This window comes from Staphylococcus sp. GDY8P54P (assembly GCF_017892645.1).
Taxonomy (GTDB): domain Bacteria; phylum Bacillota; class Bacilli; order Staphylococcales; family Staphylococcaceae; genus Staphylococcus; species Staphylococcus ureilyticus.
In genome coordinates this window covers 23,766-38,684 of the sequence record NZ_JAESLN010000035.1, presented here as the reverse complement: position 1 = coordinate 38,684, position 14,919 = coordinate 23,766, and the positions used below count along the sequence as shown (strand labels likewise).

The window sequence follows — 14,919 nt, the reverse complement described above, 5'->3', positions numbered from 1 at the left end:
TGAGTGAGGAAAGCGTGAAAAAGTAAAAGGAATGCATGAGCAAAAACTCATGCATAAGTACCGCTATCTCAATAAATTGAGAGTGGTACTTTACGAACGCTTGCCTGAAGTCAGAAAAGCTGCTTAGCGCCGAAGGTAGCTGACTTACGTTCCACAAGAGTAGGTAAAGAGGAATGCATGAGCAAAAACTCATGCATAAGTCACACTATTCTAATAACATGTAAATTCATAAGATATATAAGTGTGAAAGGTAAAAATTAAAATTAAGAAGTGTGGCTTTACAGGCAATCAAGACCCGAAAGGGTCTTTTTTGCATAAAAAGAATTTTAACAGAATGAGTTAAGTTCATGTATCAATATCATTAATTCATAAAGGCGTGATACTTTAAAACTATGGTTTTTAAGTGCACGCATTTTTTTATATTATTATGTTAAAATGTAGAAGATTACAACGTTATACTGTTTTATAAGGTAATGTTAATTTTATTATTTATATAGTGGAATTGTAATGAAACAAGAAATATTGAATTGAAAAGCGAGGATAAGCATGAGCAAATCGTTGTTACATAAATTGAAAGGACTATTAGCTGAAGAACCTATTTCATTACATGTACCTGGACATAAAAATATGACTATTGGGTACTTGAATCAATTAGATTTTAAAATGGATATGACAGAAATTACAGGGCTTGATGACTTACATTCTCCTGAGTCAGTAATAGCTGAAAGCATGAAGAATGTTGATAAACACCCTGATTATGATGCTTATTATTTAGTGAATGGTACTACTTCAGGAATATTGTCAGTGATTCAAGCGTTTTCCTCAAAAAATGGTGAATATGCGATAGCGCGCAATGTACATAAGTCTGTATTTCATGCATTAGATTTAATAAAGGCAAAGGCACAATTATTAAAAATGGATGTCAGTGACGCTACGAATCAATATCTAGGACCTGACAAAACGTCATTATATGATCAAGTAAAAGATAGTAAACTAGCAGTGTTTACTTACCCTAATTATTATGGTGAATGTTTTGATATAAAAACTGTTACAGAACTTTTAAAAACTTTGAAAATACCAATGCTAATCGATGAAGCACATGGTGCACATTTAGGATTTGAACATTTTCCAGAAACGGCATTGAACATGGGCGCGGATTATGTTGTGCAGTCATATCATAAAACACTGCCATCACTAACGATGAGTTCAGTGATATTTATTCATAAAAATGCACCTTGTCGAGAAGCAGTCATAAGATATTTATCCTATTTTCAATCTTCTAGTCCATCATATTTATTAATGAGTAGCCTAGAACTGGCACAAAAATTTTATGACGATTATCATAGCGAATACTTTTTTCAAAAGAGAGAACAATTGGTTCAACAATTGGAAAACAAAGGGTTCGAAATTGTGGAGGTTGATGACCCACTAAAACTAAATGTAAGATGCAGAGGGTATCATGGTTACGAATTACAATCATACTTTGAAGCACACCATATTTATGTTGAATTGGCTGATGACTTTCAAGTATTAATGGTCTTGCCGTTGTGGCATGAAGGTGATCAATTCCCATTTGATGAATTACTATCAAGGATTGAAAAGGTTCAATTAGTAGAAAGACAGCACGATATAAATGTCAGCGTACCGTATAGAACGGGGAGTAGTATGTATTATGGTGGAGAAATACATAATGTGCGGAAAATAGACATTAAATATGCAGAAAATAAAATATTAGCTAATCACATTGTGCCGTATCCTCCTGGTATTCCAATAATGTTTAAAGGAGAAAAAATCACAGAAGATATGGTAAAATTAATGAATTATTGGTGTGAACAGCAACAAAGAGTAGAAGGAATAAAAAATTTTAAAATAGAAATTAAGGATGAATAAGATGTCAGCTTTTATAACTTTTGAGGGGCCAGAAGGTTCTGGAAAAACAACTGTAATACAACAAGTTGCAGAAAAACTCAAACATGAGTATAATATCGTACTTACAAGAGAGCCAGGAGGCGTGAAGACAGGAGAGCAAATAAGAGAAGTATTGTTAGAGGGAGAAGATATGGATGACCGTACTGAAGCATTATTATTTGCTGCATCAAGACGGGAACACCTCGTAGGCAAAGTTATTCCAGCATTAGATAATGATCATATTGTTCTATGTGATCGTTATATTGATAGTTCATTAGCATATCAAGGGTATGCAAGGGGTATAGGTATAGAAGAAGTTAAATCTATTAATGAATTTGCTATTAATGGATTATATCCAGACTTAACAATCTATCTAGATGTTAGTGTCGAAGTTGGTAGAGAGCGAATACTAAAAAATCAAAGAAATCAAAATCGATTAGATCAAGAAGATGTAAAATTTCATGAAAAAGTAGTTGAAGGTTATAAAAAGATTATTCATAATGAGTCTGAGCGCTTTATTGTAATTAATGCGGATCAAAGTATAGATAAAGTAGTGAATGCTACGTATGAATCTATCACCAATTATTTAGAAAAATTATGATATAATATTCAAAAGAGGTGTTTAGTATGAAAATGATTATAGCAATCGTACAAGATCAGGATAGTCAGGAACTTTCAGACAAACTTGTTAAACATAATTTTAGAGCGACAAAACTTGCAACAACAGGTGGATTTTTAAGAGCGGGCAATACAACTTTCTTATCAGGTGTAGAAGATAATCGTGTCGATGAAATGCTACAGGTTATTAATGATACTTGTGGAAATAGAGAACAACTTGTATCGCCGATTACCCCGATGGGTGGAAGTGCTGATTCATATATACCTTATCCAGTTGAAGTGGAAGTTGGCGGAGCAACGGTATTTGTTATGCCAGTAGAAGCTTTCCATCAATTCTAAAAACATGGTTGCTGTATATGGTAACTTTTCGACTTACATGTTGCTATTTGATTAGTTAATGCTAAATGTAATTCGTAAAGGCACTATGTATTAGCAGCCTTTTTATATAAAGGAGCAACATTAACATGGATGAACTAGAAAGACTGACAAAAGCATATCAATCTAATAAATTATCGCATGCATATTTATTTGAAGGTGACGATGGACAGACAATGCAACAAGTTGCGATTGATTTTTCTAAAATGATTTTATGTGGTGGAGAGGATCAATGTCAGTTAAAAGTAGAAACATTTAATCATCCAGATTTTATGTATGTGTCTTCTGAGGAAACAACAATTAAAAAAGATCAAATAGAGCAATTAGTGCATCATATGAATCAATTACCTATTGAAGGAAATTATAAAGTCTATATTATAGAATCCTTTGAAAAATTAACCATTCAAGGTGAAAATAGTATACTAAAATTTCTTGAAGAGCCTCCAGATAATACCATTGCCATTTTATTAACTACAAAACCAGAGCAAATTTTAGATACGATACACTCAAGATGCCAACATGTTTATTTTAAACCAATTAATAAATTGAATTTTATAGATAGATTAGTTGAGCGAGAAATCACTCGACCTGTTGCGGAATTGTTAAGTGCCTATACAACACAGATAGAGACTGCAGTTGCGTTAAACGAAGACTCAGATTTAATGGCTTTGCGCAAAAGTATCATCAAATGGTGTCAGTTAATATTAAAAAACCGTTCAATGGCATTAATAGCAGTTGTCGATTTATTAAAACAAGCTAAAAACAGACGTTTACAGTTATTATCGTTGGCAGCGGTTAACAGTTTCTTTGAAGATATTATGCATGCTAAAGTAGGATTAGAAGAAGCAATGATATTCCAAGATTTACAGGTTGAAATTAAACAATACGCACAAGATTTATCATATAATCAGATTGTTTTAATCTTTGATCAGTTAACAGAAGCACATAAAAAATTAAATCAAAATGTAAATCCAATATTAGTATTTGAACAAATCGTCATAAAAGGGGTGAAATAATTATGCAAAATGTAGTAGGCATACACTTTCAACACTCAGGCAAAATGGAATATTATGCACCGCAAAATTTTGACTTAGGCTTGGGCGACTGGGTTGTCGTCGAATCAAAGCGAGGATTAGAAGTTGGACGAGTGAAGTATGAACCATTAAATGTAGCTGATGAAGATGTAGCGTTGCCATTAAAACAGATTGTTCGTAAGGCTACTGAAAAAGATATTATGCAATATGAACAAAATGAATATGATGCTAAAGATGCTTTGAATTTGTGCAAAGATATCATTCAACAACAGGATTTAGATATGCGTCTAGTGAATTGTGAATTTACTTTAGATAAATCGAAAGTTATTTTTAATTTCACATCAGATGAGCGTGTAGATTTTAGAAAGTTAGTGAAGGTTTTAGCTCAAAAGCTGAGAACAAGAATAGAATTAAGACAAATTGGCGTTAGAGATGAAGCGAAATTATTAGGGGGCATTGGACCTTGTGGTCGCTCGTTATGTTGCTCTACTTTTTTAGGGGATTTTGAACCAGTTTCGATAAAGATGGCTAAAGATCAGAATTTATCGCTAAATCCTTCAAAGATTTCTGGTGCTTGTGGCCGTCTTATGTGCTGTTTAAAATATGAAAATGATTATTATGAAGAAGCGAGAGCTCAGTTACCAGATGTTGGAGATGTCATTGAAACACCAGAAGGTAATGGTAAAGTTGTGGGCTTGAATATTTTAGATATCTCTATGCAAGTTAAAGTAGAGGGTCTTGAGCAACCATTAGAATATAAAATGGAAGAATTAGAAACATTAAAGTAGGAGGCCGTGACAACATTGAATCGAAGCGACATATTTGAAAATCTAGCTCATTTAGAGGAAAACATTAATCAAATTAATCGTGACATGTTAAATTTAAAAAATCTTACAGTAGAATTAATTGAAGAAAATGTCGCCTTACAAATCGAAAATGAGAATTTAAAAACATTAATAGATAAAGAAGAAAAAACTAAGAAAATAGAAAACGGTAAAAAAGATCAACCTAAACGCCCATTACGTAGCAAAGATAATTTAGCAATGTTATATAAAGAAGGTTTTCATATATGCAACGGAGAGCTATTTGGTAAACATAGAAAAGGCGACGACTGTTTGTTTTGTCTTGAAGTACTAAGTGAATAGTATCAATGTTTTTCATACAAATAAAAAATATGGAGTTGAGGATGAGAAAAGCGATAGGCTTCATTAGCGAAGCATCGTAGGCTCATCCTCTTTTTTGGAGGTTACAAAAATGTTATTGCAAAATGAAAGGTATGATTTTTTACTAAAAGAGAAATTAGAAATTATACAAAATGATGATGTCTTTTCATTTTCAACGGATGCTTTGTTACTCGCACATTTTACAAAAATAAAGAAAAAGGACGTTATTATGGATTTATGTTCCGGTAATGGCGTTATTCCTTTACTGTTATCTCATAAAGGTAATCAGTTTATTGAAGGTATCGAAATACAAGAACAATTAGTGCACATGGCGAAAAGAAGTATTGTTCATAATCATCTAACCGATAGAATTCATATGTATCATATGGATTTGAAGCAAGCACATCATACGTTTAAACCAGCACAGTATAGTCTTGTTACATGCAATCCGCCTTATTTTAAAGTCAATCAACAATTTCAACATCAAAAAGATGCACATAAAATAGCTAGACATGAGATAATGTGTACATTGGATGATTGTTGTTTTGAAGCACGACACTTATTGAAAGAAGGCGGAAGATTTTTAATTGTGCATCGTGCTGACCGTCTTATGGATGTCTTAAGCAGTATGAGACATTATCGCATAGAACCTAAAAAGCTTTATTTTATTTATAGTAAGCCGGGTAAAGTAGCACAAACAATTGTAGTTGAAGGACGAAAAGGTGGTAACCAAGGGTTAGACATACAGCAACCATTCTATATTTATAATGAAGATGGAACATATTCAGAAGAAATGAGAGAAATCTATTATGGATAAGCATTATATATATATCGTTAGATGTAAAGATGGAAGTTTATATACAGGTTATGCAAAAGATATAGAACAAAGAATAGCAAAACATAATAGCGGTCAAGGTGCTAAATATACTAAAATAAGACGGCCGGTAGAGTTAGTTTATCAAGAAATGTTTAATACTAAATCAGAAGCTTTGAAGCGGGAATATGAAATCAAAACATTTACCAGAGAGAAAAAATTACAGTTGATAAGTGAGGGGTAGAAGTATGGCGACATTGTATTTAGTAGGCACACCGATTGGAAATTTAGCTGATATTACATATAGAGCAGTTGATATATTACGTACAGTAGACTTGATTGCATGTGAAGATACACGAGTGACAAAAAAGCTTTGTGCACATTATGATATACATGCACCGTTGAAATCCTATCACGACCATAATAAAGCGCAGCAGACAGAATATTTAATCCAACAATTACAGGAAGGGATTGATATTGCGTTAGTGTCAGATGCTGGCCTACCTTTGATAAGTGATCCTGGATACGAACTTGTTGTAGCTGCAAGAAATAATGGAATCAGAGTTGAGACTGTACCGGGACCAAATGCTGGCTTGACTGCATTAATGGCAAGTGGATTACCTTCATTTACATACACATTTCTTGGATTTTTACCAAGGAAAGAAAAGGCAAAATATGATTTGTTAGAACAACGCATGTTTCAAGATAGTACATTGATTATTTATGAATCACCGCACCGTGTTAAAGATACATTAAAGGCAATTTATAAAATAGATGCGCAACGAAATGTGTCAATAGGTAGGGAATTAACAAAAAAATTCGAAGAAATTATCACGGACAAAGTTGAAAAATTACTAATGAAACTAGATGAAGGCGACATACTTACAAAAGGTGAATTTGTCATCATTATTGAAGGGGACATTGCAATAGAAGATACCTCTTGGTTTGAAGATATGTCGATACATGAACACGTTGAGCACTACATTAATAAAAATATGAAACCTAAAGCAGCGATTAAACAAGTTGCTGAAGAAAGACAAATGAAGACAAGTGAAGTATATGATATATATCACAATGTATAAAATTAGGCTAACAAATCTCAGCGTTAAAAAGAAAATAGAAGAATAGATTTTTTGAAATTTTATCAATAAAATCAAGTGAAAAATTCCCATAACAAGCTTGATTTATGGTAATGTAGATAAGATAGAGAGTATTTATCGTGTTGTAAAATGAGTGGAAATAGACGAGGGACAAATACTTAATTTTATACTACATTAAACGTATTAAAATGATTAATAAATATAAAATGAACACTTATCTGCTTCATTGAAAATAAAAATAAATTTAGATATATTTAAAGTGAGAGAAACGAGGAGGAACATTGATGGCGAAAGAAACATTTTATATCACTACACCTATATATTATCCGAGTGGGAATTTACATATCGGTCATGCATATACAACTACAGCTGGTGATGTCATCGCACGTTATAAAAGAATGCAAGGCTATGATGTTCGATATTTAACAGGAACGGATGAACATGGTCAAAAAATACAAGAAAAAGCGCAAAAAGCAGGGAAATCAGAATTGGATTATTTAGATGAAATGATTTCAGGCATCAAAGCGTTATGGAAAAAATTAGAGATATCCAATGATGACTTTATTCGTACAACAGAAGCACGTCACAAAGAAGTTGTACAACAAATATTTGAACGCTTATTGGCGCAAGGTGACATATATCTTGGTGAATACGAGGGTTGGTATTCTGTACCGGATGAAACGTATTATACTGAAACACAACTTGTTGATCCTGTATATGAGAACGGTGCAATTGTCGGAGGTAAAAGCCCTGATTCTGGACACGAAGTAGAATTGGTAAAAGAAGAAAGCTATTTCTTTAATTTATCTAAATATACTGATCGCTTATTAGAATTTTATGATGAAAATCCTGATTTTATTCAACCACCATCTCGTAAAAATGAGATGATTAATAATTTCATCAAACCAGGATTAGAAGATTTAGCAGTATCTCGTACATCGTTCGATTGGGGAATCCATGTTCAATCGAATCCGAAACATGTGGTTTATGTATGGATTGATGCACTAGTAAACTATATTTCATCACTTGGCTACTTATCAGATGATGATAGCTTGTTTAAAAAATATTGGCCTGCAGACATTCATATTATGGCGAAAGAAATTGTTAGATTCCATTCTATCATTTGGCCGATTTTATTGATGGCTTTAGACATTCCATTACCTAAAAAGGTCTTTGCTCATGGATGGATTTTAATGAAAGATGGCAAGATGAGTAAATCAAAAGGAAACGTAGTAGATCCTAATGTGTTGATTGATCGTTATGGCTTAGATGCAACACGCTATTATTTAATGCGTGAGTTACCATTTGGTTCTGATGGTGTATTTACGCCAGAAGGATTCGTAGAACGCACAAATTATGATTTGGCGAATGATTTAGGTAACCTAGTTAACCGTACCATTTCAATGGTTAATAAATACTTTAATGGCGAACTACCAGCTTATGAAGGTCCTAAGCACGAACTCGATGAAGAAATGGAACAATTGGCGCTTGATACTGTGAAAACATTCCATGAAAATATGGATAATTTGCAATTCTCAGTAGCGCTTTCAACAATATGGAAATTTATAAGTAGAACGAATAAATATATTGATGAAACGACGCCTTGGATTCTAGCGAAAGATGAGAACCAGAAAGAAATGCTCGGCAATGTTATGGCTCATTTAGTAGAAAATATTCGTATCATTGCAGTGTTATTAAGACCATTCTTAACAAATGCACCAAGACAAATTTTTGAACAGCTAAATATCAATTCACCTGAATTATATGAATTTAGCAGTATTAAACAATATGGTGCATTAACCGAGCCAATTATGGTAAGTAGTAAGCCACAACCTATTTTCCCACGCTTAGAAAGTGATGCTGAAATAGAATATATTAAGCAATCTATGCAACCAGATAAGGTGGAAGAAGCGAAAGCAGAAGTACCTAGTAAATCACAAATTGATATCAAAGATTTTGATAAAGTAGAAATCAAAGCAGCAACGATTATTGATGCTGAGAATGTAAAAAAATCTGACAAATTATTAAAAATCCAAGTTGATTTAGATAATGAACAACGTCAAATTGTTTCAGGTATTGCCAAGTTCTATCAACCCGAAGATATTATCGGCAAAAAAGTTGCGGTAGTTACCAACTTGAAGCCAGCTAAATTAATGGGACGAAAATCAGAAGGTATGATTTTATCTGCTGAAAAAGATGGTGTACTTACACTGGTAAGTCTTCCGAATGCAATTCCAAATGGTGCAGTAATTAAGTAATCATAGATAAAGGGAGCGATTTAATATGCTAATCGATACACATGTTCATTTAAATGCAGAACAATACGATGAAGATTTAGAAGCGGTTATTGAGCGTGCAAGAGATAATGGCGTAGATCGTATGTTTGTAGTAGGCTTTGATACACCAACCGTTGAACGTACGATGGAGTTAATAGATCAATATGACTTTATATACGGTATTATTGGATGGCACCCTGTAGATGCTATTGATTGCACAGAAGAAAGATTGGCATGGATAGAAAAGTTGGCAGCACATCCTAAAGTTATTGGAATTGGTGAAACTGGCTTAGATTATCATTGGGATAAGTCTCCAAAAGATGTCCAACAAGCCCTTTTTAGAAAGCAAATTGCACTAGCTAAGCGTGTGAATTTACCAATTATTATTCATAATAGAGAGGCGACACAAGACTGTGTGGATATTTTAAAAGAAGAGCATGCAGAAGAAATCGGCGGTATTATGCATAGTTTTAGTGCTTCTCCTGAGATTGCTGACGATGTCATTAATAAATTGAATTTCTATGTATCATTAGGAGGCCCTGTTACATTTAAAAATGCAAAACAGCCTAAAGAAGTTGCTAAACATGTACCATTCGATAGATTATTAGTTGAAACAGATGCACCGTTCCTATCGCCACATCCTTATAGAGGGAAGCGAAATGAACCAGCACGTGTAACTTTAGTAGCTGAGCAAATTGCTGAGTTACGTGAAGTTAGCTATGAAGACGTTTGTCGTCAAACGACTGAGAACGCTGAACGTTTGTTTAAATTAAAAGCATAAAGATATTATTTTAAAGGTATCGGTCTGAAATATGGCTTAGTTGGTCTAGTGAATACTAAGAGTAACCATAATTTATGCCGATACCTTTTTAATTTTTCTAAAATGAAGTAAAAACGAAAGGTGTCACAATAAATGAAGATAAATGAATTTATTGTAGTAGAGGGCAGAGATGATACAGAGCGGGTCAAAAGCGCTGTGGATTGCGACACAATTGAAACAAATGGAAGTGCAATTGACGAAAAAACTTTAAATGTGATTGCACAAGCATATGAAACTCGAGGTGTCATTGTTCTAACAGACCCTGATTTCCCAGGTGATAAAATTCGTAATACGATAAAAAAATATATTCCAGGGGTTAAACACGCTTATATTGATCGAGAAAAAGCTAAAAGTAAACGTGGTAAAATAGGTGTCGAACATGCGAAAATTGAAGACATAAAAGAAGCTTTGATTTATGTAAGTACACCATTCGAAGAGGGTCATGAAAGTATCAGTAAGGAAGTTCTGATTGATCTTGGATTAATAATTGGTAAAGACGCGCGTAGAAAAAGAGAAATTTTAGGAAGAAAACTTCATATCGGTCATTCTAACGGCAAACAACTACTTAACAAGTTAAATGCTTTTGGTTATACAGAAGAAGATGTTAGAAATGCCTTGAAAGATAATAAAGGAAGTGAAAAATAATTGGATATGAAAGATATTGCCACACCATCGCGAACAAAGGCACTTTTAAATCATTATGGTTTTAGTTTCAAAAAAAGTTTAGGACAAAACTTTTTAATCGATGTCAACATTATTCATAATATTATTGATGCCAGTCACATAGATGAACGAACAGGTGTTATTGAAGTAGGACCGGGCATGGGATCATTGACAGAACAATTAGCTAAAAGTGCAAAAAAAGTGATTGCATTTGAAATTGATCAACGCTTAATACCAGTATTGAATGAAACAATGGCACCATATAACAATGTTACAGTAATCAATGAAGATATATTGAAAGCGGATATTGCGCATTATGTGACACATGAACTAGCAGATTGTGACCAAATTTTAGTTGTTGCTAACTTACCATATTATATAACTACACCTATTTTATTAAACTTAATGCAACAAAAATTACCGATTGATGGTTATGTGGTTATGATGCAAAAAGAAGTTGGTGAGCGATTAAACGCCGAAGTAGGCACGAAAGCTTATGGCTCCCTTTCTATAGTCGCACAGTTTTATACAGAAACGAGCAAAGTGCTGACTGTGCCCAAAACGGTATTTTTACCACCACCAAACGTAGATTCAATCGTTGTGAAATTAATGAAACGTGATCAACCACTTGTCGATGTAGACGATGAAGATAAGTTTTTCAAAATGTCAAAAGCCGCATTCGGACAAAGAAGAAAAACCATTAACAATAATTATCAAAGTTTGTTTGTGGATGGAAAAGCAAATAAAGAAATCATTGTGAATTGGTTGGAAGCCAGTGGCATTAACCCTAAAAGACGGGGAGAAACACTTTCTATAAAAGAATTTGCAAAATTATATAATGAATTGAAAAATTTCCCAGAATTAGCATTTTAAATGATTGACAACTGAGTTTCACCTTGCTAAAATTGATGTTTATTTGACAAAATCGCGCTAAATGTGTTATTATACAACTTGTAGCGAGGTGGAGCAATATGCCAAAATCTATTGGAGACATCAAAAATTCACTTGATTGTCAATTAGGAAACCGTATTGTACTGAAAGCGAATGGTGGTCGTAAAAAAACAATTGAGCGTAGCGGTGTTTTAAAAGAAACGTACCCATCCGTTTTTATTGTTGAACTAGACCAAGATATTCATAATTTTGAGCGTGTATCATATACATACACTGACGTTTTAACAGAAAACGTACAAGTTTCTTTTGAAGATGATAATCATCAAGAAGCAATTGCACACTAAATAGCAGTAATATAAATTGAAATTTTGGTTAAAGCAACCATATTTTTATTTAAGACATTAATAATGAGATTGATTAGTAAAAGGTATGTTGGTGAATAATCATCAATATACCTTTTTCTTTTTGAAATAATATAAAGCGCATCAGAATTAAGGAGATATAGTTTTGTTACGTCAAAATATTAATGTAAAATAAGGAATTAACCGCTTATTTTATATGTCAGATTAATTTAAGTCATAAGTAAGGTAAATTGGATAAATAACTTATAAATTTTAAAAAAAGAATAACGCAAGTATAACAATATGTTAAAATCATTTTATTACCATATCGAATTGAAAGAGGGTGGGAATATGATTTATGAGACTGCGCCAGCAAAAATAAATTTAACGTTGGACACACTCTTCAAACGAGATGATGGTTTTCATGAAGTTGAAATGATTATGACAACGATTGATCTTAATGATCGTTTATCTTTTGAACTGCGAAAAGATAAAAAAATAGTTGTAGACGTAGAGCAAAGTTATGTTCCCTCCGATAATAAAAATTTGGCCTACAAAGCAGCAGCGTTAATGAAAGAAACTTATAATTTACAGCAAGGTGTGACGATTACGATAGATAAAGATATCCCAGTTTCAGCTGGCCTTGCAGGTGGATCGACAGACGCCGCTGCAACATTGAGAGGAATGAATCGACTTTATAAGTTAAATAGACCTTTAGAAGAACTATGTGAGTTAGGAATACAAATAGGCACTGATATTCCTTTTTGTATATATGGGAAAACTGCTTTTTGTAGAGGAAAAGGTGAGTTAATTGGGTTTATGAACAAACCACCGTCGGCATGGGTTATTGTTGCCAAGCCAGATATAGGCATTTCCTCCCCAGATATTTTTAAAAAGCTAGATTTAACTCAAGAACATGAGGTTTATACTGAAACTTGTAAAGAAGCATTGGATACAGGGAATTATGAATTATTATGTAATAGTCTTTCAAACAGATTGGAACCTATCTCTGGAGAAATGTATTCAGAAATCTATAAAATTAAAGAAAATATGCTTGAAAATGGAGCAGATGGTGCTGTAATGAGTGGGAGTGGTCCAACCGTATATGGATTAACGCAAAAAGAACGACAAGCCAGGCATGTATATAATGCAGTCAATGGTTGTTGTAATGAAGTCTATATTGCAAGATTATTAGGTTAGTGAGAAGGGATGAAGAAAATGCGCTATAAAAGAAGTGAACGTATTGTTTTTATGACACAATACTTGATGAATAACCCCAATAAATTAATACCTTTAACGTTTTTTGTACAAAAATTTAAGCAAGCAAAATCATCCATCAGTGAAGATGTACAAATTATTAAGTCTACTTTTCAAAAAGAAAAGTTGGGCACAGTAATAACGACCGCTGGAGCTAGTGGTGGCGTTACATATAAGCCACAGATGAGTAAAGCAGAAGCAAGTGAAGTCGTAGATGAAGTTATCGAACTTCTGCAAGAAAAAGATAGACTGTTACCAGGTGGTTATTTATTCTTATCAGATTTAATGGGGAACCCAACTTTATTGAATAAGGTGGGGAAATTAATTGCAACGCTTTATATGGATCAAGAGTTAGATGCGGTTGTAACTATTGCTACAAAAGGTATCTCATTAGCCAATGCAGTAGCTAATGTATTGAATTTACCAGTGGTAGTGATAAGGAAAGATAATAAAGTAACCGAAGGCTCTACGGTTTCGATAAATTATGTATCAGGTTCTACTAGAAAGATAGAAACGATGGTATTATCTAAGCGTACATTACCAGAAAACTCTAATGTCCTTGTTGTGGATGATTTTATGCGTGCAGGTGGTTCTATTAACGGTGTAATGAATTTAATGAATGAGTTTAAAGCACATGTTAAAGGGGTATCCGTATTAGTAGAATCAAAAGAAGTTAAGCAAAGATTAATTGAAGATTATACTTCCTTAGTTAGATTGTCTGATGTAGATGAATACAATCAGGAATTTAAAGTGGAAAATGGCAACAGTTTAACTAAATTTACTTAAAGGAGCGGATCAACATCATGAAAGTAGTCAACACATCAAAAGCACCGGAAGCATTGGGGCCATACTCACATGCAACGGTCATTAACGGACTTGTGTTTACATCAGGACAAATCCCATTAAATTTAGATGGTGAAATTGTTAGTGATGATGTGAAAGCACAAACGAAACAAGTTTTAGAAAATGTAAAAGTTGTATTAGATGAAGCTGGATCGGATATAGATTCAGTAATCAAAGCAACAATATTCATTGCTGATATGAATGAATTTCAAAATATAAATGAAGTTTATGGTGAATATTTTGCGAAACATCAACCGGCAAGAAGTTGTGTCGAAGTCGCAAGATTACCTAAAGATGTAAAAGTTGAAATTGAAGTAATCGCAGAAGTGAAGTAATTTAAGGGATTTATAATTTTTGATGAAATTGTTAAGCTTCTAACAAAGAGATACTAGGGGGGCTCACTACATGAAAGTGACAGATGTAAGACTTAGAAAAATACAAACAGATGGAAGAATGAAAGCTTTAGTTTCAATAACTCTAGATGAATCATTTGTGGTACATGATTTAAGAGTGATTGAAGGCAACTCAGGTCTATTCGTCGCAATGCCAAGTAAAAGAACACCAGATGGTGAATTTCGTGATATCGCGCATCCAATTAATTCAGAAATGAGACAAGAAATTCAAGATGCGGTTATGAAAGTTTATGACGAAACGGATGAAGTTATCCCTGATAAAAATGCTCAATCATCAGAAGAAACAAATGATGAAGCTTAATATAAAAGATGAATCAAATTAAAAAGGGCTTGGGACATAGATCTCAATCTTAATATAAAAAAGACCAATTCGTATGCTAACGGATTGGTCTTTTTGTGTCTT

18 protein-coding genes are annotated in these 14,919 nt (G+C 33.3%); all 18 read left to right on the top strand.

Features of this window, described 5'->3' with window-relative positions; all coding sequences use genetic code 11:
- Positions 1–546 precede the first annotated feature (546 nt).
- The 18 genes from KA883_RS11360 to spoVG all read left to right on the top strand — a co-directional run bounded on the left by KA883_RS11360 (position 547) and on the right by spoVG (position 14,817).
- Complete coding sequence (locus KA883_RS11360; protein WP_046206573.1) at positions 547–1,890, top strand: aminotransferase class I/II-fold pyridoxal phosphate-dependent enzyme; 1,344 nt, start codon at positions 547–549, stop codon at positions 1,888–1,890.
- A gap of 1 nt (position 1,891) precedes the next feature.
- Positions 1,892–2,509, top strand: a complete 618-nt coding sequence (tmk, locus tag KA883_RS11355; protein WP_046206572.1) for a dTMP kinase — start codon at positions 1,892–1,894, stop codon at positions 2,507–2,509.
- A gap of 26 nt (positions 2,510–2,535) precedes the next feature.
- A complete protein-coding gene (locus KA883_RS11350) occupies positions 2,536–2,865 on the top strand; it encodes a cyclic-di-AMP receptor (RefSeq protein ID WP_046206571.1) in 330 nt (109 codons plus the stop codon).
- A gap of 125 nt (positions 2,866–2,990) precedes the next feature.
- Positions 2,991–3,917, top strand: coding sequence for a DNA polymerase III subunit delta' C-terminal domain-containing protein (locus KA883_RS11345; RefSeq protein ID WP_210139987.1), 927 nt, complete (start codon positions 2,991–2,993; stop codon positions 3,915–3,917).
- Between the two features lie 2 nt (positions 3,918–3,919).
- Positions 3,920–4,723: a PSP1 domain-containing protein gene (locus KA883_RS11340; protein WP_046206569.1), complete on the top strand. Its 804-nt coding sequence runs from the start codon at positions 3,920–3,922 to the stop codon at positions 4,721–4,723.
- A gap of 15 nt (positions 4,724–4,738) precedes the next feature.
- Positions 4,739–5,080 carry a DNA replication initiation control protein YabA gene (gene yabA, locus KA883_RS11335; protein ID WP_046206568.1) on the top strand — a complete coding sequence of 114 codons (342 nt, stop codon included), beginning with the start codon at positions 4,739–4,741 and terminating at the stop codon, positions 5,078–5,080.
- Positions 5,081–5,189: 109 nt separating this feature from the next.
- A complete protein-coding gene (locus KA883_RS11330) occupies positions 5,190–5,915 on the top strand; it encodes a tRNA1(Val) (adenine(37)-N6)-methyltransferase (RefSeq protein WP_046206567.1) in 726 nt (241 codons plus the stop codon).
- On the top strand, positions 5,908–6,156 hold the full coding sequence (locus KA883_RS11325; RefSeq protein ID WP_046206566.1) for a GIY-YIG nuclease family protein: 249 nt from the start codon (positions 5,908–5,910) through the stop codon (positions 6,154–6,156). Before KA883_RS11330 ends, KA883_RS11325 begins: the two co-directional genes overlap by 8 nt.
- A gap of 4 nt (positions 6,157–6,160) precedes the next feature.
- A complete protein-coding gene (gene rsmI, locus KA883_RS11320; protein ID WP_046206565.1) occupies positions 6,161–6,994 on the top strand; it encodes a 16S rRNA (cytidine(1402)-2'-O)-methyltransferase in 834 nt (277 codons plus the stop codon).
- 302 nt (positions 6,995–7,296) lie between these two features.
- Positions 7,297–9,270 carry a methionine--tRNA ligase gene (metG, locus tag KA883_RS11315; protein WP_046206564.1) on the top strand — a complete coding sequence of 658 codons (1,974 nt, stop codon included), beginning with the start codon at positions 7,297–7,299 and terminating at the stop codon, positions 9,268–9,270.
- A gap of 25 nt (positions 9,271–9,295) precedes the next feature.
- A complete protein-coding gene (locus tag KA883_RS11310; RefSeq protein WP_046206563.1) occupies positions 9,296–10,069 on the top strand; it encodes a TatD family hydrolase in 774 nt (257 codons plus the stop codon).
- Positions 10,070–10,201: 132 nt separating this feature from the next.
- The gene (gene rnmV, locus KA883_RS11305; protein ID WP_046206562.1) at positions 10,202–10,753 is read left to right on the top strand and encodes a ribonuclease M5; all 552 of its coding nucleotides are present in this window, start codon (positions 10,202–10,204) and stop codon (positions 10,751–10,753) included.
- A gap of 6 nt (positions 10,754–10,759) precedes the next feature.
- Entirely contained in the window at positions 10,760–11,644 is an 885-nt protein-coding gene (rsmA, locus tag KA883_RS11300; protein WP_169926878.1) for a 16S rRNA (adenine(1518)-N(6)/adenine(1519)-N(6))-dimethyltransferase RsmA, read from the top strand.
- A 98-nt stretch (positions 11,645–11,742) separates the two neighbouring features.
- Positions 11,743–12,006 (top strand): biofilm formation stimulator Veg, encoded by a 264-nt coding sequence (veg, locus tag KA883_RS11295; protein ID WP_019467722.1) that lies wholly within the window; start codon positions 11,743–11,745, stop codon positions 12,004–12,006.
- Positions 12,007–12,354: 348 nt separating this feature from the next.
- On the top strand, positions 12,355–13,203 hold the full coding sequence (ispE, locus tag KA883_RS11290; protein ID WP_046206560.1) for a 4-(cytidine 5'-diphospho)-2-C-methyl-D-erythritol kinase: 849 nt from the start codon (positions 12,355–12,357) through the stop codon (positions 13,201–13,203).
- An 18-nt stretch (positions 13,204–13,221) separates the two neighbouring features.
- Complete coding sequence (gene purR, locus KA883_RS11285) at positions 13,222–14,046, top strand: pur operon repressor (RefSeq protein ID WP_046206559.1); 825 nt, start codon at positions 13,222–13,224, stop codon at positions 14,044–14,046.
- 17 nt (positions 14,047–14,063) lie between these two features.
- Positions 14,064–14,438 carry a RidA family protein gene (locus KA883_RS11280; protein ID WP_046206558.1) on the top strand — a complete coding sequence of 125 codons (375 nt, stop codon included), beginning with the start codon at positions 14,064–14,066 and terminating at the stop codon, positions 14,436–14,438.
- 70 nt (positions 14,439–14,508) lie between these two features.
- Positions 14,509–14,817 (top strand): septation regulator SpoVG, encoded by a 309-nt coding sequence (gene spoVG, locus KA883_RS11275; RefSeq protein ID WP_019467718.1) that lies wholly within the window; start codon positions 14,509–14,511, stop codon positions 14,815–14,817.
- Positions 14,818–14,919: the final 102 nt, after the last annotated feature.